29 protein-coding genes and 1 pseudogene are annotated in these 24,515 nt (G+C 65.1%); 20 read left to right on the top strand and 10 right to left on the bottom strand.

Annotated features, from left to right (window positions below; all coding sequences use genetic code 11):
* Positions 1-10 precede the first annotated feature (10 nt).
* The 4 genes from phoB to VL973_RS03435 all read left to right on the top strand — a co-directional run bounded on the left by phoB (position 11) and on the right by VL973_RS03435 (position 2,918).
* The gene (gene phoB, locus VL973_RS03450) at positions 11-703 is read left to right on the top strand and encodes a phosphate regulon transcriptional regulator PhoB (protein ID WP_325282631.1); all 693 of its coding nucleotides are present in this window, start codon (positions 11-13) and stop codon (positions 701-703) included.
* 131 nt (positions 704-834) lie between these two features.
* Positions 835-1,170, top strand: coding sequence for a hypothetical protein (locus VL973_RS03445; protein WP_325282630.1), 336 nt, complete (start codon positions 835-837; stop codon positions 1,168-1,170).
* Between the two features lie 107 nt (positions 1,171-1,277).
* Positions 1,278-2,174 carry an SDR family NAD(P)-dependent oxidoreductase gene (locus VL973_RS03440; protein ID WP_325282629.1) on the top strand — a complete coding sequence of 299 codons (897 nt, stop codon included), beginning with the start codon at positions 1,278-1,280 and terminating at the stop codon, positions 2,172-2,174.
* Between the two features lie 30 nt (positions 2,175-2,204).
* A complete protein-coding gene (locus VL973_RS03435; protein ID WP_325282628.1) occupies positions 2,205-2,918 on the top strand; it encodes a glutamine amidotransferase in 714 nt (237 codons plus the stop codon).
* Here VL973_RS03435 and VL973_RS03430 read toward each other — a convergent pair.
* Complete coding sequence (locus VL973_RS03430) at positions 2,894-3,901, bottom strand: 2-hydroxyacid dehydrogenase (RefSeq protein ID WP_325282640.1); 1,008 nt, start codon at positions 3,899-3,901, stop codon at positions 2,894-2,896. The two genes, VL973_RS03435 and VL973_RS03430, sit on opposite strands and share 25 nt — an antisense overlap.
* 95 nt (positions 3,902-3,996) lie before the next feature.
* Between VL973_RS03430 and VL973_RS03425 the strand changes: the two genes are divergently transcribed.
* The 5 genes from VL973_RS03425 to VL973_RS03405 all read left to right on the top strand — a co-directional run bounded on the left by VL973_RS03425 (position 3,997) and on the right by VL973_RS03405 (position 6,841).
* Positions 3,997-4,488, top strand: a complete 492-nt coding sequence (locus VL973_RS03425) for an SH3 domain-containing protein (protein WP_325282627.1) — start codon at positions 3,997-3,999, stop codon at positions 4,486-4,488.
* Positions 4,489-4,538: 50 nt separating this feature from the next.
* Positions 4,539-5,381, top strand: coding sequence for a carboxylating nicotinate-nucleotide diphosphorylase (gene nadC, locus VL973_RS03420; RefSeq protein ID WP_325282626.1), 843 nt, complete (start codon positions 4,539-4,541; stop codon positions 5,379-5,381).
* A 54-nt stretch (positions 5,382-5,435) separates the two neighbouring features.
* Complete coding sequence (locus tag VL973_RS03415; protein WP_325282625.1) at positions 5,436-5,858, top strand: hypothetical protein; 423 nt, start codon at positions 5,436-5,438, stop codon at positions 5,856-5,858.
* Positions 5,855-6,562, top strand: coding sequence for a ribonuclease T2 (locus tag VL973_RS03410; RefSeq protein ID WP_325282624.1), 708 nt, complete (start codon positions 5,855-5,857; stop codon positions 6,560-6,562). Before VL973_RS03415 ends, VL973_RS03410 begins: the two co-directional genes overlap by 4 nt.
* An 84-nt stretch (positions 6,563-6,646) precedes the next feature.
* Positions 6,647-6,841: a hypothetical protein gene (locus tag VL973_RS03405; RefSeq protein WP_325282623.1), complete on the top strand. Its 195-nt coding sequence runs from the start codon at positions 6,647-6,649 to the stop codon at positions 6,839-6,841.
* Between the two features lie 45 nt (positions 6,842-6,886).
* Here the strand turns inward: VL973_RS03405 and VL973_RS03400 are convergent, their stop codons facing one another.
* From VL973_RS03400 to VL973_RS03390, 3 genes are all read right to left on the bottom strand, one after another.
* A complete protein-coding gene (locus VL973_RS03400) occupies positions 6,887-8,290 on the bottom strand; it encodes an NAD(P)H-dependent flavin oxidoreductase (RefSeq protein ID WP_325282622.1) in 1,404 nt (467 codons plus the stop codon).
* Positions 8,291-8,356: 66 nt separating this feature from the next.
* Positions 8,357-9,487, bottom strand: coding sequence for a glycosyltransferase (locus tag VL973_RS03395; RefSeq protein ID WP_325282621.1), 1,131 nt, complete (start codon positions 9,485-9,487; stop codon positions 8,357-8,359).
* Complete coding sequence (locus VL973_RS03390; RefSeq protein ID WP_325282620.1) at positions 9,487-10,365, bottom strand: alpha/beta fold hydrolase; 879 nt, start codon at positions 10,363-10,365, stop codon at positions 9,487-9,489. Before VL973_RS03390 ends, VL973_RS03395 begins: the two co-directional genes overlap by 1 nt.
* Before the next feature lie 18 nt (positions 10,366-10,383).
* Here VL973_RS03390 and VL973_RS03385 point away from each other — a divergent pair, with 18 nt between their 5' ends.
* The 8 genes from VL973_RS03385 (at position 10,384) to VL973_RS03350 (ending at position 17,653) form a co-directional block, all read left to right on the top strand.
* Complete coding sequence (locus VL973_RS03385; RefSeq protein WP_325282619.1) at positions 10,384-11,757, top strand: protein adenylyltransferase SelO family protein; 1,374 nt, start codon at positions 10,384-10,386, stop codon at positions 11,755-11,757.
* 99 nt (positions 11,758-11,856) lie between these two features.
* Positions 11,857-13,272 (top strand): succinylglutamate-semialdehyde dehydrogenase, encoded by a 1,416-nt coding sequence (gene astD, locus VL973_RS03380; RefSeq protein ID WP_325282639.1) that lies wholly within the window; start codon positions 11,857-11,859, stop codon positions 13,270-13,272.
* 72 nt (positions 13,273-13,344) lie between these two features.
* Positions 13,345-14,148, top strand: a complete 804-nt coding sequence (gene cobA, locus VL973_RS03375; protein WP_325282618.1) for a uroporphyrinogen-III C-methyltransferase — start codon at positions 13,345-13,347, stop codon at positions 14,146-14,148.
* Complete coding sequence (locus VL973_RS03370) at positions 14,145-14,441, top strand: DUF2849 domain-containing protein (RefSeq protein WP_325282617.1); 297 nt, start codon at positions 14,145-14,147, stop codon at positions 14,439-14,441. The genes cobA and VL973_RS03370 overlap by 4 nt, the downstream gene beginning before the upstream one ends.
* Position 14,442: 1 nt before the next feature.
* A complete protein-coding gene (locus VL973_RS03365) occupies positions 14,443-16,080 on the top strand; it encodes a nitrite/sulfite reductase (protein ID WP_325282616.1) in 1,638 nt (545 codons plus the stop codon).
* A complete protein-coding gene (locus VL973_RS03360) occupies positions 16,067-16,468 on the top strand; it encodes a Rid family hydrolase (protein WP_325282615.1) in 402 nt (133 codons plus the stop codon). The genes VL973_RS03365 and VL973_RS03360 overlap by 14 nt, the downstream gene beginning before the upstream one ends.
* Positions 16,465-16,893 carry a DUF934 domain-containing protein gene (locus VL973_RS03355; RefSeq protein WP_325282614.1) on the top strand — a complete coding sequence of 143 codons (429 nt, stop codon included), beginning with the start codon at positions 16,465-16,467 and terminating at the stop codon, positions 16,891-16,893. Before VL973_RS03360 ends, VL973_RS03355 begins: the two co-directional genes overlap by 4 nt.
* A complete protein-coding gene (locus VL973_RS03350) occupies positions 16,886-17,653 on the top strand; it encodes a phosphoadenylyl-sulfate reductase (RefSeq protein ID WP_325282613.1) in 768 nt (255 codons plus the stop codon). Before VL973_RS03355 ends, VL973_RS03350 begins: the two co-directional genes overlap by 8 nt.
* A gap of 74 nt (positions 17,654-17,727) precedes the next feature.
* Here the strand turns inward: VL973_RS03350 and VL973_RS03345 are convergent, their stop codons facing one another.
* Together VL973_RS03345 and VL973_RS03340 are read right to left on the bottom strand one after the other, a co-directional pair.
* A complete protein-coding gene (locus VL973_RS03345; protein WP_325282612.1) occupies positions 17,728-19,236 on the bottom strand; it encodes a replicative DNA helicase in 1,509 nt (502 codons plus the stop codon).
* Positions 19,237-19,390: 154 nt separating this feature from the next.
* Positions 19,391-19,633, bottom strand: coding sequence for a hypothetical protein (locus tag VL973_RS03340; RefSeq protein WP_325282611.1), 243 nt, complete (start codon positions 19,631-19,633; stop codon positions 19,391-19,393).
* 280 nt (positions 19,634-19,913) lie between these two features.
* On the opposite strand from VL973_RS03340, the gene VL973_RS03335 reads away from it, so the two are divergent.
* Positions 19,914-20,828, top strand: a complete 915-nt coding sequence (locus tag VL973_RS03335; RefSeq protein ID WP_325282610.1) for a DUF808 domain-containing protein — start codon at positions 19,914-19,916, stop codon at positions 20,826-20,828.
* Between the two features lie 6 nt (positions 20,829-20,834).
* Here the strand turns inward: VL973_RS03335 and VL973_RS03330 are convergent, their stop codons facing one another.
* The 4 genes from VL973_RS03330 to VL973_RS03315 form a co-directional block, all read right to left on the bottom strand.
* Positions 20,835-21,869, bottom strand: coding sequence for a glucokinase (locus tag VL973_RS03330; RefSeq protein WP_325282609.1), 1,035 nt, complete (start codon positions 21,867-21,869; stop codon positions 20,835-20,837).
* Between the two features lie 74 nt (positions 21,870-21,943).
* Entirely contained in the window at positions 21,944-22,408 is a 465-nt protein-coding gene (locus tag VL973_RS03325; protein ID WP_325282608.1) for a cytidine deaminase, read from the bottom strand.
* Positions 22,387-23,061 (bottom strand): GH25 family lysozyme, encoded by a 675-nt coding sequence (locus tag VL973_RS03320; protein ID WP_325282607.1) that lies wholly within the window; start codon positions 23,059-23,061, stop codon positions 22,387-22,389. Before VL973_RS03320 ends, VL973_RS03325 begins: the two co-directional genes overlap by 22 nt.
* A gap of 13 nt (positions 23,062-23,074) precedes the next feature.
* Entirely contained in the window at positions 23,075-23,557 is a 483-nt protein-coding gene (locus tag VL973_RS03315; RefSeq protein WP_325282606.1) for a UPF0262 family protein, read from the bottom strand.
* 200 nt (positions 23,558-23,757) lie between these two features.
* Here VL973_RS03315 and rplK point away from each other — a divergent pair, with 200 nt between their 5' ends.
* Both rplK and VL973_RS03305 read left to right on the top strand, forming a co-directional pair.
* A complete protein-coding gene (rplK, locus tag VL973_RS03310) occupies positions 23,758-24,189 on the top strand; it encodes a 50S ribosomal protein L11 (protein ID WP_325282605.1) in 432 nt (143 codons plus the stop codon).
* A gap of 4 nt (positions 24,190-24,193) precedes the next feature.
* Positions 24,194-24,515, top strand: a pseudogene (locus tag VL973_RS03305) (50S ribosomal protein L1); the annotation flags it as partial.

Genomic DNA, 24,515 nt, shown 5'->3' with positions numbered 1-24,515 from the left:
AGGAAGCCATATGGCCCGCGTAAAGATGTTGCTGGTCGAGGATGATGCCGCGCTTGCCGAATTGCTGGCATGGCATTTCAAGCGCGAGGATTTCGAGGTCAAGCAGACCCCCGATGGGGAAGAAGCCCTGCTGCTGGCCAAGGAAGCGACGCCCGACATCGTGCTGCTCGACTGGATGGTCGAGGGTTTGTCGGGGATCGAGGTTTGCCGTCGTCTGCGCCGGATGCCCGAAACCGCCAACGTGCCGATCATCATGCTGACCGCGCGCGGGGAGGAAGAAGACCGGGTGCGCGGCCTGGAAACCGGCGCCGACGATTATGTCACCAAGCCCTTTTCCCCACGCGAGTTGGTGGCGCGCGTCGGCGCGGTGCTGCGCCGCGTGCGCCCGGCGCTGGCGGGTGAGCAACTCACCTATGCCGATATCGAAATGGATACGGTGGGCCACAAGGTTCGTCGAGGTGGCGAGGTCGTCCCGCTCGGCCCCACCGAGTTCCGGCTTCTCAAGCACTTTCTCGAACATCCCGGCTGGGTGTTCTCGCGCGAGCGATTGCTCGATGCGGTCTGGGGGCATGACAGCGACATAGAAAGCCGCACGGTCGACGTGCATATCCGTCGCTTGCGTAAGGCCATCAACAATGGCGACCGCCCCGACATCATCCGCACCGTGCGCTCGGCCGGCTATGCGCTCGACGCCGGAAACTAAGCGGAGAGGGGTCCGGTAAGCCCGACGGGCAGCCCGGACCGCAAACGAAACAAAGGAAACCTTCCCGCGTCCGAACGTTCAATGTGCCGACGCGCGCGACTTAGCGCGTTTTGGCACGAGGAGAGTTCGAAATGAAGCTCATCGCATTGACCGCGGCCCTTGCCCTTGGTGGTGCCGCTTATGCCCAGGACATGTCGACGCAGACCCCGCCCGCCGGCGGCGGCATGGCGCAGACGGCGCCCGCGCCGATGAACGAGCAACCCGCAACCGCCACGGGCGCAACCGAAACGCCGGGTGGCTATATGCCGTCGACGCCGCCGATGTCGGGCACGCCGCAGGCCGGCGCCCCGGTTCGCGTGCAGGCATCGATGTCGCCAACCCAGGCATTCCCCCCGCCCGCGCCGAAGGCCGAATATCCGGTCTGCAAGCGCGGCCAGACCGACGGTTGTCGCCAGCGCGGCGAATAACCGCCGCTTCCACTTCGGACGATTGGGGCTTCGGCGTGCCGAGGCCCCTTTTCGTATACACGCAATGCCGATAGCAATCGGGCAAGGTAACAGGAGAGGCCGTTTCGATGACCATCCGCTTCGACGGACGCACCGCGATCGTGACGGGTGCCGGAAACGGCCTGGGCCGCGCCTATGCACTCGAACTGGCGCGGCGCGGCGCGCATGTGGTGGTTAACGATCTGGGCGGCGCCCGCGACGGCCAAGGCGCCTCCCCTGCCGCGCAGGCAGTCGTGACTGAAATCGAGGCGGCGGGCGGAACAGCCATTGCCGATGGCGGCGACGTGACCGATTTCGACGCGATGACCGCGATGGTCGACACCGCCCGGTCGCGCTTCGGCTCGGTCGATATCCTTATCAACAATGCGGGTGTCCTGCGCGACAAAAGCTTTGCGAACATGACGCCCGATGACTTTGCATTCGTCGTTCGCGTGCATTTGATGGGGTCGGCGAACTGCACCAAGGCGGTGTGGGACGTGATGCGGGAGCAGCGCCATGGCCGCATCCTGATGACCGCGTCGTCCAGCGGGCTTTACGGCAATTTCGGGCAGGCCAATTACGGCGCGGCCAAGCTGGGCATCGTCGGGCTGGCGCGCACATTGCATCTGGAGGGGACGAAATACGACATCCGCGTCAACACGATCGCACCGACCGCCGGCACGCGCATGACCGAGGATATTTTCCCGGCCGCGGCCTTTGCCCGTTTCACGCCCGAGAGCGTCGTGCCGGCCGCGCTCTACCTTGTCAGTCAGGACGCGCCCGCGAATGTCATCGTCGGCGCTGGTGCTGGCGTGTTCCAGGCGGCCTATCTGACGCTGACCGAAGGCGTGCGGCTCGACGGTGAAGATCTGTCGCCCGAGGGGGTCGCGGCGCATTGGGCCGCGATCATCGATCGCGCGCGGGAACGGGTGCCGCAATCGGGAATGGAACAGGCGCATGGCATCCTGCGGGCGCTGGGCAGTTGAACGGGCGCGCGTTGCCGCTACCTTGCGGTCATGAAACGCGCCGTCATCATCCGCCACGCCGAATGCGAGGGGATCGCGGGCCTTCGCCTGCCGATCGAGGCAGCGGGCCTTGCGATCGAAACGATCGATGTCGATGACGGGGGGCTGGCGACATTCGACTATCTGGCCCCCGATCTGCTGGTCCTGATGGGCGGGCCGATGGGGGTTTACGAGCATGATGAGCACCCCTGGATCAAGGACGAGATCGCCGGCCTGAAGACGCGCCTCGATCATGATCGACCGACGCTGGGCATCTGCCTTGGCGCTCAGTTGATCGCGGCGGCGCTGGGCGGGCGAGTCTATCCTGGAGCGGTAAAGGAGGTCGGTTTCGCACCGATCACGCTCACCGGTGCCGGACGCACGTCACCCTTACGCTGGTTTGCGGAAACGCCGGTGCTGCACTGGCATGGCGACAGCTTCGATTTGCCCGCGGGCGCTGAGTTGCTCGCGTCGACGGCGGCCTATCCTCACCAGGCCTTTCGCCGTGGCAAGACGCTGCTGGCGCTGCAATTCCATCCTGAAATGGGTGACGATCCGTGTTTCGAGGAATGGATGGAGGATGTCGACTATCTGGCGGCGGCGGGCACGACGCCGGACAAGATGCGCGCCGCGCTGGTCCAACATGGCCCCGCCGCACTGGCGGCCGGGCGCGCGATGATGCGCGACTGGCTCGCCGCGCTTCAGGTCCAGCCTTCCAGCACCTGATCGGGCGGCCGGTGGCCATCGGCCCAGGCGCGGATATTGGCGATCACCTTCTCGCCCGACGCGATGCGGCCCTCCATCGTCGCCGATCCCATATGCGGGGTCATGACGACGTTCGGCAGCGCGAGCAGGCGTGGGTCGATTACCGGCTCGAAGGACCAGACGTCCAGCCCCGCCCCGGCCAACGCGCCGCCTTCAAGCGCGTCGACCATCGCCGCTTCGTCGACGATGCCGCCCCGCGATGCGTTGATGAGATAGACGTGCGGCCGCAGCAGCGCGATCCGGCGTGCGTCGATCAGCCCGACGCTGTCGGCATTGAGCGGCGTGTGGATCGTCAGAATGTCGATCTCGCGCAACATCGTGTCGAGATCGGCGTGCCAGCTGGCGCCAAGCTGCGCCTCGAGAACGGCGGGGAGGCGATTGCGATTGTGATAATGGATCGACAGGCCGAACGCCCGCGCCCGCGCCGCGACCGCCTGTCCGATGCGGCCCATGCCGATGATGCCCAGTTTCTTGCCGCCGATCCGGTGGCCCAGCATCGCGCACGGACTCCAGCCAGTCCATTCGCCTGAACGCACCAGCTTCTCACCCTCGGCCAGGCGCCGTGGGACCGAAAGGATCAGCGCCATGGTCATGTCGGCGGTATCTTCGGTCAGCACGCCGGGCGTATTCGTCACGACGATCCCGCGCGCTCGCGCCGCCTGCAGGTCGATATGGTTCACGCCCGCGCCGTAATTCGCGATCAGTCGCAGCCTGTTCGGCGCGGCGCTCAACAGATCGGCGCCGAGCATATCGGTGACGGCCGGGACCAGCACGTCGCAATCGGCGACGGCATCCGCCAACTCGCCGCCCGAAAAGCGGTGATCGTCGGGATTGGGCACCAGATCAAACAATTCGGCCATGCGCGCCGTCACCGGATCGGGCAAGCGGCGTGTCACGATCACGCGGGGACGCTTTGGGCGGGGCAGTCGCGCTGGATCGGCCATGAACACGGGCTTGGCGCGCACCCCTGCCCCAGTCAACGCCATTGATGCGGATGGTTGCTTCGCGTTACGGAGGCCAGAGACAAAAGGCGGGGCCGATGCACAGCAATTACCGATGGACCAGTGCGATTGTCGCGGGCGCAGTCGCATCTGCCGGGGTGACTACGCTTGAGGCGCAGACGCGTAAACCGCCTTATTATGCGTCGATCGCCGCGTCCAAGGCGCGGATGCGGACCGGACCGGGGCGCAACTATCCGGCCAACTGGCTGTATGTCCGCGCCGACCTGCCGATCAAGGTCGTCGACATCTATCGCGACTGGCGCAAGGTCGAGGACCCCGACGGCACCCAGGGCTGGATGCAGGTGGGTCTGCTCAGTGCCCAGCGGACGGCGATCGTGCATGGCGGCATCGCAGAACTGCGCGACGATCCGTCGAGTGGCGGTAATGTCGCATGGCGCGCCGCGCCGGGTGTCGTCGGCCGCATCAGCCGCTGCGCCCGTGGCTGGTGCTATATCGACATCAAGGGACGTGGCGGCTTTGTCGAGCAGGCGCGGCTGTGGGGCGTCGATCCGGGCGAGGACCTGGACTGAGGGCGTGTCATGCGTTGCGGCGGCGGATCGTTGGCGATAGGCGGGGCGGCATGAACGGACTCGAATCATTCGACCTCGCCGCCTTTGTTCGCGCGACGCTCGCCGAGGATCTGGGTCCGGGCGTCGACGTCACGTCGCAGGCCGTCATCCCCGCCGATGCCCGGTTCGAAGGGGTCATGGACAGCCGCGATGCGATCATCGCCGCCGGACTGCCGATCGCGGAGGCGTTCTTTCGCGCGCTCGACCCCGATGTGTGCATCGAGCGGCTGGTCGAGGATGGCGCAGCCGTTGGCGCAGGCGGTGAGCTGATCCGCTTGTCGGGCAACGCCCGTGCGCTGCTGACGGCGGAGCGGTCGGCGCTCAACACCGTCCAGCATCTGTCGGGCATTGCGACGCTGACCCGCCAATATGTCGATGCCATCGCGGGCACGGGCGCGACACTGCTCGACACGCGAAAAACGCTGCCCGGCCTGCGCCTGCTTGAGAAATATGCCACGCGCATGGGCGGTGGCACCAATCACCGCATGGGCCTGTGGGACGCCGCGATGATAAAGGACAATCATGTCGCGGTGGCCGGATCGGTCGAAGTTGCGGTGCGGCGTGCAGTCGATGCCGGGGTTGCCCGGATCATTGTCGAAGTCGACCGGCTGGACCAGATCGAACCCGCGCTGGATGCAGGCGCGACACATTTGCTGCTCGACAATATGGCGCCCGACATGTTGCGCGCCGCCGTGGCGCAAGTCGGTGGCCGCGTTCCGACCGAGGCCTCGGGCGGCGTCCGGCTCGACACCATCCGCGCCATCGCCGAAACCGGCGTCGACTTTATCAGTGTCGGCCGTCTGACCCAGTCGGCACCGGCCGCCGATGTCGGGCTGGACCTGGCGCTCGCCTGATTGGCGGATGGCGGCGGCCCGGCTATCGTCGGGCCAGACAGGGGGGATTCGGATATGCGGCCATCATCGATCATCTGGTTTGAACGCCTGTTCCTGGCCGCTCTGGCGATCGGGCTGGTCAATTCACTGATGATCCTGAACGCGATCAATGCCGATCAGGCGGGACAGCCGCTCAGTCCATCGGTGTTGATCGGGTCGATCGTGGTCGGCAACATCATCAATGTCGTCTTGTGGTATTTCGTCGCGCGCCGGGCGAGCAACATCGCACGCTGGATTTTGGTCGCATTGTTCGTGCTGGGCGCGCTTTCGCTGGGTTTCTCTGTCATGACCGACAGCTATCCCGGCGGGATCGAAGGCCTGCTGGGCGCGATCGGCTGGGCGCTTCAGGCGGCATCGATCCTGTGCCTGTTCCGACGTGATGCGGCCACCTGGTTCGAAAGCGAGCCGGGCGACGACCTGGGCGAGCCGGCACAATGAAGCTGGCAGTCCTGGCGGCGTTGGCGTTGCTGACGCCGGGCGTGGCATCGGCCCAGGCGTATCGCTGCGCCATTCCGACCGAGGTTCCGGCCCCGCGGGTCGAGGGTCCGACCGCGCGTGAGCCGCGACGGGCGTTGCCGATTGGCAGCTATACGCTGGCGATCAGTTGGGGTCCGCAATACTGCAAGGGCAATGGCGACCGTCCCTCGGCACGGCTGCAATGTGGTGCGGGCAATCGGTTCGGCTTCACGCTGCACGGGCTTTGGCCCGACGGACGCGGTCGCGAATGGCCGCAATATTGCCGGGCAGCGCCACAACTGAGCCAACAGGTGATCCGCCGCAACCTGTGCGTGACGCCATCGGCCCAGCTTTTGCAGCATGAATATGCCAAGCACGGCACCTGCATGGGCGTGTCGCCGAGCGCCTATTTCAATCAGGCCTCCCGCCTGTTCGGACGGCTGCGTTATCCCGACATGCAGGCATTGTCGCGTCGCCGTTCGCTGACCGTCGGACAGTTCGCTCAGGCGTTTGCCCGTGCCAATCCCGGCCTGACGCCTGCAATGTTCCGCGTGACGACGGATCGGGCGGGTTGGCTGGACGAGGTGTGGGTGTGTCTCGACACCCGGTTCGGATATCGGGCCTGCCCCGCGCATCAGAAAGGCCGCGCGATGACCCAGCGTTTGCAGATCTGGCGCGGCCGATAACGCGCTGTTGTCCTACCGTAACATCTGGAACCGGGCCGCCAGCCATTCGTAGGGTTGTTGATTCACATCAACAGGAGAACCCTTATGCGTAAGCTGATCGCCACGACTTTGCTCATTGCCGCTGCCGGAACAATGGGCGGCTGCTCGACGCTGCGCGGCGCGGCGATTGGCGGCGCGGGCGGTGCCGGGGTTGCAGCGGCTACGGGCGGCGATGTTGAAAAGGGCGCGGCCGTCGGCGGTGTAGGCGGCGCCGTGGTCGGCACCGTTGTCGATGACTGAGGCCAGAGAAATGGGGCCAGCCGCAATCGGCTGCCCCCTTTTTGGTCAGTCGCCGGTCAGGATGCGGTCGACCAGCTGCTTGACCGTCGGTACGAAACCGTTCGAATAAAACGGGTCCTGCTTGAACTTGTAAGCGGCATGACCCGCGAACATCAGATTGTCGTCAACAGGCCCGCCATGGGCGATGTCCTGCAACGTCTTCTGGATACAGAAGCTGCGCGGATCGGCCAGCCGACCGGTCGAGTTGGTTTCGGTGTCCGCCCAGGATGAAAAGGAGCATTGGCTAAGGCAGCCCATGCAATCGGCCTGATCCTTGCGAATGACCTGCTTTTCGGCGGGCGTTACGAAAACCAGCGTATTGTCAGGCGTCTTGAGCGCGTCGGTATAGCCAAGTCCATACCATTCGCGTGCGCGCAGCAGGTCGCCACGCGTCACCCAGAAATTTTTTCCCTTAACCCCTACATCGAGCTGGAAAACGTGATCGCCAGCCTCCTGCTTCGAAAAGGCAATCTGGCGTTCGGAGCGTGCTTCCAGACTTCGCAGAAACGGGTTGCGAACCGCCGACGAGTAAAAACCGGTCGGCGAAAAGCGGTGGAGCAGCACGTCGTTCGGCTCCAGCTGCATCAGTCGCGCCTTCCACTCCTCAGGGATCGGGCTTTCCCGCGTCAGAAGCGGGCGGGTGCCGAACTGAAAGGCGATCCGGCCGAGCTCCGGATTGTCGATCCAGTCGTTCCAGTCGCGCAGATGCCAAACGCCGCCCGCCATCACGATCGGCACGTCATCTGAAATGCCGCCCTCGCGCATCACTTCGCGCAGCGCCTTGACGCGCGGATACGGGTCCTGCGGGGCCAGCGGGTCCTCGGCATTCGACAGGCCATTATGGCCGCCCGCCAGCCATGGGTCCTCGTAAACAACCGCCGCCAGCCATTCCGACGCCTTGGAATAAGCGCGCTTCCACAGCGCGCGAAATGCCCGGCCCGAGCTGACGATCGGCAGATAATGGACGCCGTAGGACGCCGCGATCTCGCTGAGCTTATAGGGCATACCCGCGCCACAGGTGACGCCCGCGACCATGCCGCGCGTGCGTTCGAGGACGCCGTGCAGCACTCGCTGCGCGCCGCCCATTTCCCATAGCACGTTGATGTTGATCGCACCCTTGCCGCCCGAAATCTCAAAGGCGCGGCGAACCTGTTGCACGGCACCCTCGATCGCATAGGCGACCAGTTCCTCATGCCGTTCGCGGCGCGTGAGTGCGTGATATACCTGGGGAATGATGCGGCCCTCGGCATCATAGCTGTCGGCATTGACCGCCGACACCGTGCCGATACCGCCCGCCGCCGCCCATGCACCCGCGGATGCGTGATCGGTGGCGGCAACTCCCTTCCCCCCTTCGATCAGCGGCCAGACTTCGCGGCCGTTGTAGTGAATGGGTGACAGGCCCTTGAACAAGATTTCCTCCGGGTGACGATCGAAAGCGTCGCGCTAGCGCTATTCAGCCAAGCACGCGAGCGGAACTTAAGCCCTTAACACACCCGGAAGCGCCATCGCACCCTCATAAAGCCGGACATAGGCGTCGACCATGGCTCGGTCGTCGAACATGGCGGCGGCGCGCGCCCGGTTCGCGGCGCCGATCCGCGCGCGTGCTTCGGGGTCGTTCACCAGTGCTGACAGAGCATCGCGCAGTGCCACTTCATGGCGTTCGTCGACCAGATAAGGCAGGTTTTCGGGCGCCACCATCGCGGCAATGTCGCCCACACGCGGCGCGACGATCGGCAGGCCCGCCGCCATCGCCTCCATCACCGAAATCGGCTGCTGTTCGCTTTCGGAGGACAGCATGAAAATGTCGAACAGACCGATGTAACGGTGCGGCGACGGCAGAAAGCCGGGCAGATGTACGCGCTCGGCCATGAACATGGCGGCTGCCTGTCGCTCGATCGCGGCGCGCTCCGGCCCCTCCCCCACGATGACCAGCCGAACATTGCGGGCGATGCCGCCGACCGCCCGGACCATCAGCGGCAAATCCTTGACCGTGCGAAGGCCCGCCAGCGTACCGACTACCGGTTCCTTGCCCTTCACGAAACCGGGAATCGCCTTTGGTTCGGCACGGCCCGCGTAAAGGGCGGTCGGTATTCCGTTCGAGATGCGATGCACGCGTGCCGGCGGCTGTTTCCAGATATCGAGCGCGATCCGCTCCAGCTTCTCCGACGGCACCGCCAATCCATGCGCCGCGCCCAGCGCCATGCGACGATAGAAATTGCGCTTGCGGTTCAATCGCTCGGCTTCGTCCGACCCGAAGCCGTCTTCGTGATGGACCACCGGCGGCGCGCCCTTTGAAAACACGCGCGCGGCCATCACCCCGTCGACCGCGCCCCAATTATAGGTCAGCACCAGGTCGAAGCGGCGCATATAGCGCGCGATCGCGTCATAACGTGCGACGGACGGTTTGCCGGTCAGCGGTGGCGGGGTCTGTGCGATCTCATAATCGATCCCCCTGGCGATGGCCGCCTGCGCGCCATAGGCACCGTCCACGCCCGACACGATGACATGCCGCGCCGCTTTGCCAAAGGCGTTCATCAGCCGGACCGCGCGCGCTTCCTTGCCGCCCAGGTCGAAGCTGGAATGCAGATGCAGGATATTGACCGTCATTACGTGGCGATACGCGCCAGCAACCGGTCGATCGCGGCCTGGCATTCGGGTTCGTCCAGCGTCGGCGCGTGGCCGGTATCGGGCACCGTCACCCGTTCCACCGTGTCCAGCCGCGCGGCCATGCGCTGCGCCACCGCATCCGACAGGATATCCGAGCGGTCGCCGCGAACGAGCAGGCTCGGCACCGATTTGAGCGCGTCGAAGGCGGCCCACATGTCGGGTCCGGCCTCGTTGCCCGGCACGCGAAATGGCTCGGCGACCTTCATGTCGTAGTCGAGCACGATCCGGCCCGTCGATGTCAGCCGATACAGCCGCTTTGCCATGTCCAGCCATTGCTCGATGCCATAACGGGGATACACATCGGCGTTTGCGTCCGCCAATGCACGAGCGGCGTGCATCCAGGTGGGATATTGCACCGACTTGCCGACATAGCCGCGAATGCGGTCCAGGCCGGCACGTTCCAGTTCCGGTCCGACATCGTTCAGCAGCACGCCCGCCAGCGGCGGCCGCCCGGTCGCCGCCAGCAACATGGTAAGAATGCCGCCCAGCGACGTGCCGAACGACACCACACGCTCCAAGGCCAATTCGTCGACCAGCCGTTCGACATCCTGCAGATAGGCGAGCGGCACATAACTCATCGGATCGCGGGCGTAGCCGCTTTCGCCGCGCCCGCGCAGTTCCACCGCAATCACGCGCCAATCGGGCGACAGACGCGCCGCGAGCCGTTCGAAATCGCGCGCATTGCGGGTCAAGCCGGGTAGGCACAAAATGGGCGGACGGTCGGCGCGTCCCGGATAGTCGCGATAATGCAGGCGGACGCCATCGCCCGACCACCAATAGCCGTCGACATAATCGGTCGGGTTGCGGGAAGTCGCCATCGGCACCCATATCGCTGCATGGCCGATTTGACGCAAGCACTCGCCCGCCCCCACCCCGAACGTGCGATCGAAACGCTGGGCGACGCATTTTACGACGCCGTGTCAGGCGCGCGCTTTCCACAAGCGACGTTGCGCTGGCGCAACGGCCGCGCCGCGACACAGGTGGGTCTGGCCGACCTGACCGACGAAGAATGGATGGCACATTTCGGCCGGTTCGAGCCGCTCGAAGGCAGCCTCCCCCAACCACTGGCGCTACGCTATCACGGGCACCAGTTCCGCACCTACAACCCTGACATCGGCGACGGTCGCGGTTTCCTGTTCGCGCAGCTCCGCGACGGCGCCGGCCGCCTGATGGACCTGGGCACCAAGGGGTCGGGCCAGACACCCTATAGCCGCTTCGGCGACGGGCGCCTGACGCTGAAAGGTGCGGTGCGCGAATTGCTGGCGACCGAGATGCTGGAAGCGCTGGGCGTGCCAACATCAAGGACCTTTTCGATCATCGAGACCGGTGAGGCGCTGGAGCGAAACGACGAACCCTCCCCCACGCGCGGCGCGGTCCTGTTCCGTCTCAGCCACGGCCATATCCGCATCGGCACGTTCCAGCGGCTGGCCTATCTTCGCGATGCGGAAAGCATGACGCGGCTGGTCGATTACTGCCTCCAACGTTTTTATGGAGAGCCGGGCGGCGGCGATGGCCCCGCACGGTTGTTGCGGCACGTGATCGACCGCACTGCCGTGCTTGCCGCCCGCTATATGGCGGCGGGGTTCGTGCACGGCGTGCTGAACACCGACAACATCAACGTCACGGGCGAGAGCTTCGATTACGGGCCATGGCGGTTCGCGCCGACTTGGGATCCCGGCTTTACCGCCGCCTATTTCGACCATGCCGGGCTTTACGCGTTCGGCCGACAAGCGGAAGCGATCCACTGGAACTGTATGCAACTGGCCGTCGCGCTCCGCACCGTCAGTGAAGCGCCGCCACTGATCGACGCGCTGGACGCGTTCGGCGATGCCTATCAGCAGGCGATCATCGACGCGCTGTTCTGGCGGCTTGGCGTCAAGCCGCTGGGCGACGCGCGCGACCGGGCGACCGTGGAAGCGATCGAACGGGGTCTGCGCGAAACCGGAACCGGCATCGACACCTTCTTCCACAATAGTTTCGGCGGGGCGATCCCCGACCATCTGGGCATCGCCTTTGATGATGCGCGAGCGGCACTGGCCGACCATGCCCCGCGAAAGCCGCGCGATCACCCTTATTGGGCAGGTCCGCCCTGCTCGATGCTGATCGACGAGGTGGAGGCGCTGTGGAGCGCGATCGACCAACGTGACGACTGGTCGCCACTGGCCGAAAAAGTCGCCTCGATCCGATACATGGGCCAGGCGCTTGCCTGAGCCATGGGTGGCGTTTGACCCCAAGTTGATGCAGAACCGCCGCAATCCGGAGTGGACGACCAGCAGGCCGGAGTGGACGACCAGCAGGAAAGTGACCCCTTGTCGGCGCAAGAATTGATTTCGATTGAACCCGCCACCGGCGCAGTGCTGTGGCAGGGTGTCGCCGGGGATGCCGATACCGAGGTTGCGGCCGCCCGTGCCGGGTGGAGCCAATGGGCCGCGCGACCACTGGCGTTCCGCATCGAAACGCTGCGCCGCTTCGCCAATGTCGTGCGCTCACGCCATGAGGCCTTCGCCGATTTGATCGCGCGCGAAACCGGCAAGCCGTTGTGGGAAGCCCGCACCGAGGTCGACACCGTGATCGGCAAGGTCGATATTTCGATCAGCGCCTTTTCGGATCGCACCGGACAGCGCCGCATCGACGCACAGATGGGCAGTCGCCTCGCGCTCAGGCACAAGCCGCACGGTGTGCTGGCCGTGCTTGGCCCGTATAATTTTCCCGCACACCTGCCTAACGGACATATCGTGCCCGCCTTGATCGCGGGCAACGCGGTGGTGTTCAAGCCGTCGGAAAAGACACCGGCGGTCGGCGGGTTTCTGGTCGACTGCTACCGCGCGGCCGGCGTGCCGGAGGGATGTGTCCGGTTGCTGCTGGGCGGTCCCGATGAGGGACGCGCGCTGGCCGGGCACCCCGATATCGATGGTTTGCTCTTTACCGGCTCGGCGCGAACCGGGCTGGCGCTCAACCGCGCCTTTGCCGACACGCCGGAAAAGATCCTGGCGCTGGAAATGGGCGGCAACAATCCGATCGTCGTGTGGGGCACGCCCGACATCTATTCGGCGGCGGTGCTGGTCATCCAGTCTGCATTTACCAGCGCGGGCCAGCGCTGCACCGCCGCGCGCCGGCTGATCGTGGAAAGCCGTCTTTACGAACCGCTGATCGAACAGGTCGTGAAGCTGTCCGACCGGCTGATTATCGGTGAGCCACATGCCGATCCCGCGCCCTTCATGGGACCGGTCATCGACAATGACACCGCCGACATGCTGACCGAAAGTTTCCTGTCGCTGACATCGCAGGGCGGGCGGCCGATCCGCTATATGTCGCGCCCTGTCGAAGGGCGCCCGTTCCTGTCCCCCGGTATCGTCGACATGACCACCGCGCGCGAACGGCCCGATGTCGAGTTGTTCGGCCCGTTGTTACAGGTCATCCGCGCCGACAGTTTCGAGGATGCGATCGCCGAGGCGAACGCCACCCGCTATGGTTTGTCGGCCAGCCTGGTCGCACAGGACCCGCGCCTTTACGACCAGTTCTGGGCGGGCGTGCGCGCCGGCATCGTCAACTGGAACAAGCCGACCAACGGTGCCAGTTCGTCCGCGCCCTTTGGCGGCGTCGGCTGGTCGGGCAATCACCGACCCAGCGCCTATTACGCCGCCGATTATTGCGCTTTCCCCGTGGTATCGAGCGAAGCCGAGCAGGCGCGCGCGTCCATCGGCATCGGCCTGAGCGACGGCTGAACAAAGTTGCGCTAGGGTCGGCGATAGCATCCATCGGTTGCCGGGCGACGGGTGCGGTCCCATGTCATCTCCATGCCAAGTCTCCTCGATCCCGAAGCGCGCGGTCGCGTCATTCTGGTCGGCGCCGGTCCCGGCGACCCCGACCTGCTGACGGTGCGCGCGGTCGACGCGCTGCGGTCGGCCGATGTCGTCGTCCATGACGGATTGATCGACCCGCGCGTCCTCGACCTCGCACCGCGGGGCGCGCACCGCATTTCGGTGGCCAAGCGCCGCTCGCGCCATACCGTGCCGCAGGATGGGATCAACGCGCTGATCGTCGCGCATGTTCGCGCCGGATCGGTCGTGGTGCGCCTGAAGGGCGGCGACCCGTTCATCTTCGGGCGTGGCGGCGAAGAGGTTGAGGCCGTGCGCGCCGCCGGGTTGCGGGTCGATGTCGTGCCGGGGGTCTCCGCTGCCCTTGGCTGTGCCGCGCAGGCGATGCTGCCGCTGACGCACCGCGATCATTCCAGCGCGGTCAGCTTTGTCGCGGGCCAGTGCAAGGGATTGTCCGAACAGGACTGGTCGGGGCTGGCCGGTATCGGCCGCACGCTCGTCATCTATATGGGTGTCGCGACGGCGGCGGCGATCGCTGAGAAACTGATCGCCGATGGTGTCGCGCCCGACATGCCCGTGGCGGTGCTGGAAAAGGGCACCCTGCCCGGCCACCGCGCGATCCGCACGCTGCTGGCTGATCTCGGCGCGATGGTCGAGCGGGAGAGCGTGGAAAGCCCCGCGATCATTGTCGTGGGCGAAGTGGTCAAACTATCCGACGCCGAGGACCGGCTGGTTCGCTGGGCCGATGTCGCGGCCGAGCTGGCGCAAGGAGCGCGTGCATGAAAATCCTGACGGGCAATGACCTGACCAGCGGCGATGTCGTGTGGTGGACGGGCAGCGACTGGTCGCGCCATGTCGAGGACGCCGCCGATGTTGGCGAGGATGGTGAGCGCATCGCACGCGAGGAAGACGCCGCGCGGCGCGTCAACGTCCCTTATGTGATCGACGCGACCGATACCGCCGACGGCCCCCGCCCGGCGCATATCAAGGACCGCATCCGTGCTCTGGGGCCGACCGTTCGCCCCGACCTGACGCTCAAGCCCGCCGATCCGGCGGCCGGAAACTGGGTTATCTGACATGTATCGTTACGACACTTTTGACCAGGCGATTGTGGATGCGCGCGTCGACGAGTTTCGCGATCAGGTCGAACGCCGCCTGTCGGGCGCGCTGAGCGAGGATCAGTTCAAGCCGCTCAGGCTGATGAACGGGCTGTATCTGCAGCTGCATGCCTATATGCTGCGCGTTGCTGTTCCGTATGGCACGCTCAACTCCGGCCAGCTTCGTGTGCTGGCCGATATCGCGCGGCGTTACGACCGGGGTTATGGGCATTTCACGACGCGCCAGAACCTTCAGTATAACTGGATTCAGCTTAAGGACGCGCCGGAGATCCTGGCCGAACTGGCCAAGGTCGAGATGCACGCCATCCAGACCAGCGGCAATTGCATCCGCAACATCAGCTCCGACCAATATGCCGGTGCCGCCGCCGACGAAGTGACCGACCCGCGCCCCTGGGCCGAATTGCTGCGCCAATGGTCGACCTTTCACCCGGAGTTCACTTACCTGCCGCGCAAGTTCAAGATCGCGGTGATCGCCGCGGCCGAAGACCGCGCGGCGATGCGGCTGCACGATATCGGGATCGAGATCGTGTCGCGCGATGGCGAAATAGGCGCGCGCATCTTTGCCGGGGGCGGCATGGGCCGCACGCCGATGATCGCGCATGAAGTCGCCGAATTCGTGCCGATCGACGATCTGCTGAGTTATCTGGAGGCGTGCCTGCGCGTCTATAACCGCTATGGCCGGCGCGATAATATCTACAAGGCGCGCATCAAGATCCTGCTGCACGAAATCGGCGCGGACGAATATCGCCGACAGGTCGAGGAAGAGTTCGCGGCGGTCAAGGCGCTGGGCATCGACCCGCCCAAGGCCGAGTTCGACCGCATCGCCGCCTTTTTCGCGCCGCCGGCCTTCGAAAACGGCCTGCCAGATACGATCGACCGCACCGATCCCGATTTCGCGCTGTGGGTCGACCAGAATGTCGTCGCGCACAAGCAGGCCGGCTACGCCATCGCCACCGTCAGCCTGAAGCCCGCTGGCGGCATTCCGGGCGATGCGACCGCCGAGCAGATGGAAGTCGTAGCCGACCTGGCCGAGCGTTACAGCTTTGACGAGCTGCGCGTGACCCATGCCCAGAACCTGGTGCTGCCGCATGTCGCCAAACGTGACCTGTATGCCGTTTGGCAGGCGCTGAACGACGCCGGGCTGGCGGAGGCCAATCTGGACCTGATCGGCGACATCATCGCCTGTCCCGGCCTTGATTATTGCAGCCTCGCCAATGCGCGGTCGATCCCTCTGGCGCAGAAGATCAGCCGGCGCTTCGCCGATCCGGCACGCCAGCGCGACCTGGGCGAATTGAAGCTCAAGATCTCGGGCTGCATCAACGCGTGCGGCCACCATCATGCCGGGCACATCGGGATTCTGGGCGTCGATCGTAAGGGCGTGGAGAATTACCAGCTGCTGCTGGGCGGATCGGGTGCCGAGGATGTCAGCCTTGCCAAGCTGACCGGTCCCGGTTTCGATGAAGACGGCGTGGTCGACGCGATCGAGCGCGTTACCGACCTGTATGTGTCGCGCCGTGAGGATGGAGAGCGTTTTGTCGACACCTATCGCCGGCTTGGCATGGAACCGTTCAAGGAGGCGATCTATGCCCGGTCGTGAGGCTGTCTGGCCTGAAAATCCCCACGCGCTCTACCGCGAACATGGCTATTCGCCGGCCGTCCGCGCGGGCGACATGTTGTTCGTATCGGGTCAGGTCGGCGCGCGCGCCGATGGGACGCCTCCCGACGATCTGGCCGAGGAAGTGGCGCTTGCGTTCGACAATCTCGCCGCGATCCTCGACGCTGCGGACGCGACATTTGACGATGTGGTCGACGTGACGCTGTTCATGACCGATCCCGACACGTCGATCCCCTTCGTTCTCGAACAGATGGCGCTGCGGTTCGGCGATGGCCCCCGCCCCGCCCTGACGGCGCCGGGGGCCACATGGCTTGCGGGGTTCAGGTTCGAGATCAAGGCGATCGTTCGTCTGGACACGGGTGCCGCATGACCAACTCATCGCTCCGCTTTCGCGACGATGCCGTTCATGACGAGCCGGCCGTCACGCTCGATTCGTTCCTGGGACAGTCCAACGCCACCGCCGTGCGGATCGAAGCAGGTGAGGATGCGCGCGCATTGCTGCCGCATATCGACCGGCTGGCACTGGTCGAGGTGAGCTTCCCCAGTTTTCGTGACGGACGCGGCTATTCGGCGGCCAGCATTCTGCGCGAAGCCGGGTTCAAGGGCGAGTTGCGCGCGCAAGGCGACGTGCTGGTCGATCAGGTGCCGCTGATGCGGCGCTGCGGCTTTGACAGTTTTGCGCCCAGTGCGCCGATCGACGAAGCGGCGCTGTCGCGCGCGCTGGCGCGCTATGAACATGTTTATCAGGGTGCGGCCGATGCCCGCGCACCCGTCTGGAGATCACGTCATGGCTGATGCCGCGCTCCGCCGGATCGACCGCATCGACACATCGCCACGCTTCACCGCTGCCGATGCCCATCGCCTGAACAACCTGTTCCGTGGACGTTACACGGCAGAGATGCTGCGCGTCGTGCTGGGGGAGCGGATGCTGGGCGACCTGGCCGTGGTGTCGTCGTTCGGTGCCGAATCGGCCGTGCTGCTGCATCTGGTGGCCCAGGCGGATCGCACGACACCGGTGCTGTTCCTGGAAACCGGCAAGCATTTTCCCGAAACGCTCGCCTATCGCGACGAATTGGTCGCACGCCTTGGCCTGACCGACCTGCGGAACCTGACCCCCGATGAGGCGGTGTTGCAGGCGCGCGACGAAACCGGCCTTCGCTGGTCCTATGATCCCGATGGCTGCTGCGAGATCCGCAAAGTCGCGCCGCTGGAAAAGGCATTGACCGGTTTCGATGCGACGATCACCGGGCGCAAGGCGTTTCAGGCGGCAACCCGCGCCAATCTGCCCCGGTTCGAGCTGGATGGCGATCGCATCAAGATGAACCCGCTCATCACCTGGAGCCAGCAGGACCTTGAGGACTATTTCGCCCGCCATGACCTGCCGCCGCATCCGCTGGTGGCGCAGGGCTATCCCTCGATCGGCTGCGCGCCTTGCACCAGCAAGGTCGCGCCGGGTGAGGACCCGCGTTCGGGCCGCTGGAAGGGGTGGGACAAGACCGAATGCGGCATCCATGTCGGCCTGAAGGACGGCGACCCGGAACAGCCGAGCTTCTAGGCGCGGGGGGCGGGTGCGCCACCGCGCGCCCGCAACACTTGACGCGGTATCGGCGAAATCGCCGGAACGGCCCGTTAGTCGAGCGGTCCTGAATATTGCGGCCCGGCATAGTCGCTGAAGCGGGTGATTTCCGGCTCGAACTTCAACGTCACTTTGCCGGTCGCGCCGTGACGCTGCTTGGCGATAATCAGTTCGGCCAGACCAAATACACGCTCCATGTCCATGTGCCATTTCTGGTGGTCTTCGAACACCTTGGCATCGTCGCCCTCAACGGGGCGCTTGGGTTCCTTGGCCGCGACATAATAGTCTTCGCGGTAAACGAACCAGACCATGTCGGCGTCCTGCTCGATCGATCCTGACTCGCGCAGGTCGGACAATTGCGGCCGCTTGTCCTCGCGGCTTTCGACCGCGCGACTGAGCTGGGACAGCGCCATCACCGCAACGTCGAGATCCTTTGCCAATGTTTTCAGGCCACGGCTGATTTCCGAAATTTCCTGGACGCGATTGTCGCTCCCACGGCTGCCTGAACCTTGCAGAAGCTGAAGATAGTCGACCACCAGGAATTTCAGGTCATCGCCCAATGTGCGTTTCAACCGCCGGACACGCGTGTGCAGCGCGCTGATCGTCAGGCCGGCGGTGTCGTCGATGAACAAGGGCAGGTTCTGAAGATCGGTCGCGGCATCGGCGAGCTGGCGGAACTCCTGCTTGCTGATGCGGCCCATACGCAACGCTTCCGAACTGATGCGCGACTGTTCGGCCAGAATACGCGTAGCAAGCTGATCGGCGGACATTTCGAGGCTGAAAAAAGCGACCTTGCCGCCAACACTTTCCTTGGGCGAGAGGCCGAGCGCCATATCGTCGATCCAGCGGCGCGACGCGTTGAAGGCGATGTTGGTGGCAAGCGAGGTCTTGCCCATGCCCGGACGGCCAGCGAGGATGATGAGGTCGGAATGGTGCAGGCCGCCGATCCGCTGGTTGATGCTCTCAAACCCCGTCGTCGTGCCCGACAGGCCACCGCCCGCGTTAAGCGCCTTTGCCGCCATGTCGACGGCGGCGGCGGTCGCTTGGGCAAAGGTCTTGACCGCCTTGGTCGTGCTGGCGCCCGCCGCGACCGCGAACAATGCTTCCTCCGCCGCTTCGATCTGTGCCGATGGATCGATCCGCTCGGATGTGTCCATCGCGCGGTCGACCAGTTCGCGGCCAACCTCGATCAGCGTCCGCAGCTTGGCGAGGTCGAAAATCTGCTTTGCAAACTGACGCGCGCCGATCAGGCCAGCGCCCGATCCAGTCAATTGTGCCAGATAAGCAGGGCCGCCCAGCGCCGCCATTCCGGCGTCATTTTCGAACAGCGGCTTCAGCGTCAGCGGGTTCGCCAGCAGATCATCGCCGCGCAGCTTGGCGATCGACCCAAAGATGCGGCCGTGGACCGGCTCGTGAAAATGCTCGGGCTTGAGCATGTCGATGATGTCATCGGCAAGCCGGTTGTCGATCATCATCGCGCCCAGCAGCGCGGCCTCCGCCTCGACATTCTGGGGCAGCCGGACGGGTTCGGTTGGTGCGGCGAGAATCGCTTGCGTAGCCATCCAAGCCTATTCCGGCATGAACGCACTCCACGCAACCCGTGAGGGGTGTGAAAGCTGTGAACGGATCAGTCGACCCCGCAGCCGCCAGCTCCGCCCGAAACAAAAATGGCAGCCACGCGGGCTGCCATTTCCGAACCAATACTGGTTTCAGCGATTAGTTGCTGTCCGAGTCGTCGCCGTCGCCGCCTTCATCAGCTGCGATCACGATGCCGCCGATCACGGCAGCAGCGGCCAGCACGCCGATGATCGCGCCACCGGCAACCGCCTTGTTCTCGCCTTCGGCCGAGCTGGCAGCGCGCACCTTGGCGACCGACAGCGACGATGCCGGGTTCGCCAGCACCGGGGTTGCAACGAGGGTCGAAGCGATCGTCGCGGCAATCAGCTTGGTCATACGCATGGGTCGGTTTGCTCCAAATGGGCCTTATTCGAGATCGCCCCTTGCCACCGGATGATGAACAGGTCAACCCATCGCGCCAATATGTTCAATTCTATTGGTAATCGCCGTGGTTAACCGATGCTTTACTGTTTGATGGTCGGCGTAACCGCGGTTACTTCATGTCTTGCGTCTTTGTACCGTTGTCCGCCCTTTCGCGCGTATCGTCGTATCGCGCCCTTCCGCCCTTGCCGCCCGCGCGACTGCACAGCATAGCCGGGCAGGCAACAAGGGGAACAAATGGATGGCCAGTGGTTTGATCGCATTGCTGGACGACGTCGCTGCGATCGCCAGACTGGCGGCCGCATCGGTCGACGATATCGGCGCCGCCGCCGGCAAAGCCGGGGCGAAGGCGGCAGGAGTCGTGATCGACGACGCGGCGGTCACGCCCAGCTATGTCACCGGGCTATCCCCTCAGCGCGAATTGCCGATCATCGGCAAGATCGGCATCGGATCGCTTCGCAACAAATTGCTGATCCTGTTGCCCGCCGCATTGCTGCTTTCGGCCTTTGCACAATGGGCGATCATGCCGATCCTGATGCTCGGCGGCGCCTATCTGTCGTTCGAGGGCGTCGAGAAGCTGATCGAGAAGCTGCGCGGCGAAAGCCGTGGCGAGGAAGCAGCCGCGATCACCGATCCCGCGCAACTGGAGGCGCGTCAGGTCTCAGGCGCAATCCGCACCGACCTGATCCTGTCGGCCGAAATCATGGCCATCACGCTGGCCGAACTGCCGCAGCAAGGCCTTTGGATGCAGGGCGCGGTGCTGGCGGTGGTCGGCATTGCCATTACGCTGATCGTTTACGGGGTCGTCGCGCTGATCGTGAAGATGGATGATATTGGTCTTCATCTGGTCGACAGTGGTCGGGCGCCCGGCGCCGGGCGCGCGCTGGTATCCGCGATGCCGGTGCTGTTGCGGGCGCTGGCCGCAATCGGGACGGCCGCAATGATCTGGGTCGGTGGCGGGATCGTCGTGCATGGGCTGGCGACCTTTGGCGTCGATGGTCCCGAACATCTGATCCACGACGCGGCATCGGCCGTGGGCAATGGCAACGGCCTGCTCGAATGGCTGGTGACGGCGATCGGGTCGGGGGTGGTCGGCATCGCCACCGGACTGCTGGTCGTTGCAGGCCTGCATCTGGTCCCACGCAAGGCGCATTGAGAGACGCTAGACCGGCCGCATCCTCTGCAAAGCGGGCGTTGGCACCATGGCCGAGGCATTGACTTCGGCCCGCGTCGTCCGCTCCGGCGGCGCCGCGCTTCGCAACGCGGCGGCCGCGCCCGTCAACACGCCGTGTTCGACACGCTCGAACCGACGCGGCATTTCCGACAGCAGCCGCGCATATTTGCCCTTGCCGGTAAAGGTCGCAACGCAGTCCGGCTGATCGGCCAGGTCCTGCAGGGCCAGCGCCAATCCGCCGGTCGCGATCACGCCGTCCCACGCGCCATAGGCAAGGACCAGATTGCTCAGATGCCCCCAGAACGCCTGCGCCAGCAACGCACAGGCGCGCGCGGCAAGGGGGTCATTCTTGCGGGCAGCGGTAATCGCCTTGGGGTCACTCAGCCGCGCTGACTGTCCCGCATGGGCGGACAGCGCCGCATAGATGGCAATCAGGCCCGGCGCCGAGATCAGCAATTCGGCGGGCACCGCATGTTGGCCCGGAAACATTTCAGCCACCAATGCCGCAAGATCGTCGTTCGGCGGTGAGAAGGCAGCGTGCCCCGCTTCGGTCGCGATCACCGTCGTTCGCCCGGCGTCGCGGCGCAGCACCGACACCCCCAGGCCCGATGTGATGCCCGCGATGCACCAGGTGCCCGACCGGGCCATGGCCGCATCGCCCTGACAGGCCTGTGCGAACGCCCAGGCCTCTGCCTCGAAATCGTTGAGCAGCAGCGGGGGATGGCCCAGCATCGCTTCCAGCCCTGGGCGCGACACGAACCACCTTGTGTGTGTAACCGAAATCGTGTCGCCGCGGATCAGGCCGGCGACCGCGATGGCGGCGCGGATTGCGCGCCCCTGCAATCCCTGGTCGCGCAGGAACGTGGCAATGGCCCCCGAAATGCTGGTCGAGGATGCGGCCGGATGAAAGCACAGGCTTTCCATGTCGACCTGCCCTTCGCCATCGACACGGGCAAAGCGCAGCCCCGTCCGCCCGACATGGCCGACGATCGCTGCCTCGCCATCCTCGACCATGAATCCCATATCCGCTCCGATCCCATTTGTTTTACCGAACCCGCTACCTCCAAATGGTTAAGGATCGATAAGTGTGAGCGGTATCACAAACCCAGATCGGCAGGGCCGAATGCGTGCGGCAGCAACGCGCTCAGCCGGTGGCGCTCGATCGCGTCGCCCTCCGCCCCGGCGCACAGCACGATCAGGTCGCGGCGGCCGATGCCCGCGGCTTCGTTCAGCACTTGCCGGCACCGGCCGCACGGCCGCACGGGATCGGTGCCGGACGGCAGGCCATCGACCTGCATCCCGCCGATGACCGCCACCGCGATGACATCGCCCAGCCGCCCTTCGCTGCTCGCTTTCGCGATGGCGACCGTTTCGGCGCACAGCGACAGGCCATAGCTGGCATTCTCGAAATTGGCGCCCGTCACCATCGATCCGTCGGTCAGCAGCACCGCCGCGCCGACCGAGAAGCGCGAATAAGGCGCGTGGGCGTTGCGCGCTGCCCGCCGCGCCGCCGCAATCAGCGCCTGTTCGTCGACCTCGTTCATGTCGCCACGACGTTCCATCCGACTTTTCCTTCAAACCCATCCACACGCCGCGCATGATTGGCCCGCCACATCCGCCACGGACGGGACAGATAATCGGGCCGGAACCAGTCGCGTTCCGCCCAAAGCGTCCGGTCGATACCCGCGCTGAGCTGATATTCCTTCTCGAAAGCCGGGCTGATCCGCAGCAACACACGCTTGCCCATATGCCGCTCCACGCGTTCCAGAAAGGTCGCAACCTCTCGCAGGACGACGGCCCGCATCGGGCGGTCGGCGCAATCCGGCGCAAAGGCGAACGAAACCGCTGCTGGCAGCGCGTCACCCAACCGGGGCACCACGGCGTTGAAATGATCGGCCTGATCGGCCGCCAGGCGACACAGCGAAAAGGCGTGGAGCGCGCCGCGCCGAACGCCCGCATCGGCGGATGCGGCCCAGTGACCCTCGAACGCCGGATCGCGCGCCCGGTCGCCGCTGGTCGCCAGCAGATAGGCGAAATCGACGCCGCGTGCCTTGGCGGTGCGCCAGTCGACCGCCCCCGACGCGGCGGAAACATCGACGCCCTGGATCGGATATTCCTCCGATCCCGGCCGCCAGCGCCCGGCATGCCACCATCCGGCGGCGAGCATGGCCGCAACGGTCATCACGGCGCCAAGCCAGCGCCCCAGTCCCCACATGTCGGCCGCCCCCTCAGCCTTTGATATGCAAGACGCAGATCAGCGTGAACAACCGCCGCGCCGTATCGAAATCAATGTCGATCCTGCCTTCCAACCGCTCCTTGAGCAGCTCGGCCGCCTCGTTGTGGATCGCGCGCCTGGCCATGTCGACGGTTTCGATCTGCTGCGCCGTCGCGCTGCGGATCGCCTGATAATAGCTGTCGCAAATCGCGAAATAGTCGCGGATCGGCCGCCGGAACCGGCCGAGCGCCAGCACAAGCGTTTCCAACGCCCCCTTGTCCTCGCGTGCGATGGCGAGCACCAGCCGCCCCTCCTCGACGCTCAGCGACAGGCGATATGGCCCGGCATAGCCATCTGGCTGTTCGCGCAGTGGACGGAAATGATTGCCCTCCAGCAGGTCGAAGATCGCGATCCGCCGTTCCTGCTCGATATCCGCCGATCGCCACAGGATCGTGCGTTCGTCCAGCGTGACGTCAATGATGCGCGGATCGGCCATGATTGCGTCCCGCTTGCCGTGTTCGATGGCGAAGATCAACGGTTGCCGACGGTTGCCATCGGCCGCGCCCTGCGCTATGCGCGCGCCTCCATCGAGACATCGCTGGAATTGCGGGAGGCGGCCTGTCCGGGTCGTCGCTCGAACCGCTTAACTTGATCCGGCGCGGGCATTCCGCCCCGACCGGCAACAGAGTGAGTAACATGGCAAAGAAAATCACCGGCTATATCAAGCTGCAGGTGCCGGCCGGCAAGGCCAACCCCAGCCCCCCGATCGGTCCCGCGCTGGGTCAGCGCGGCGTCAACATCATGGAATTCTGCAAGGCATTCAATGCCTCGACAGGCGATCAGGAAGTCGGCACGCCGCTGCCGACGATCATCACCGTCTATGCCGATCGCAGCTTCTCTTTCGAGACCAAGACTCCGCCCGCGACCTATCTTATCAAGAAGGCCGCGAACCTGAAGTCGGGTTCGAAGGAGCCGGGCAAGGTGTCGGCAGGAAAGATCAAGCGTTCGCAACTGTCGGAAATCGCGACGGCCAAGATGAAGGATCTGAACGCGAACGACATCGACGCCGCGACCAAGATCATCGAAGGTTCGGCCCGCGCGATGGGCCTCGAAGTGGTGGAGGGCTGATCCCATGGCCAAGCTGACCAAGAAGGCCAAGGTTCTGGCCACCGCCGTCGACCGCGAAAAGCTGCACGGCATCGACGAGGCGATTTCGCTCGCCAAGACCAATGCGACCGCCAAGTTCGACGAGACGATCGAAGTCGCGCTGAACCTGGGCGTCGATCCGCGCCACGCCGACCAGATGGTGCGCGGCGTCGTCACGCTGCCCAAGGGCACCGGCAAGACCGTGCGCGTCGGCGTTTTCGCCAAGGGCGCCAAGGCTGACGAAGCGCGCGAAGCGGGTGCCGATGTCGTGGGCGCCGAAGACCTGATGGAAACCATCCAGGGCGGCA

Origin of the sequence: Sphingomonas sp. (genome assembly GCF_035490575.1) — a bacterium.
Taxonomy (GTDB): domain Bacteria; phylum Pseudomonadota; class Alphaproteobacteria; order Sphingomonadales; family Sphingomonadaceae; genus Sphingomonas.
Note: the sequence above shows the minus strand (reverse complement) of the source record. Positions and strands in the feature narration are given on the sequence as shown.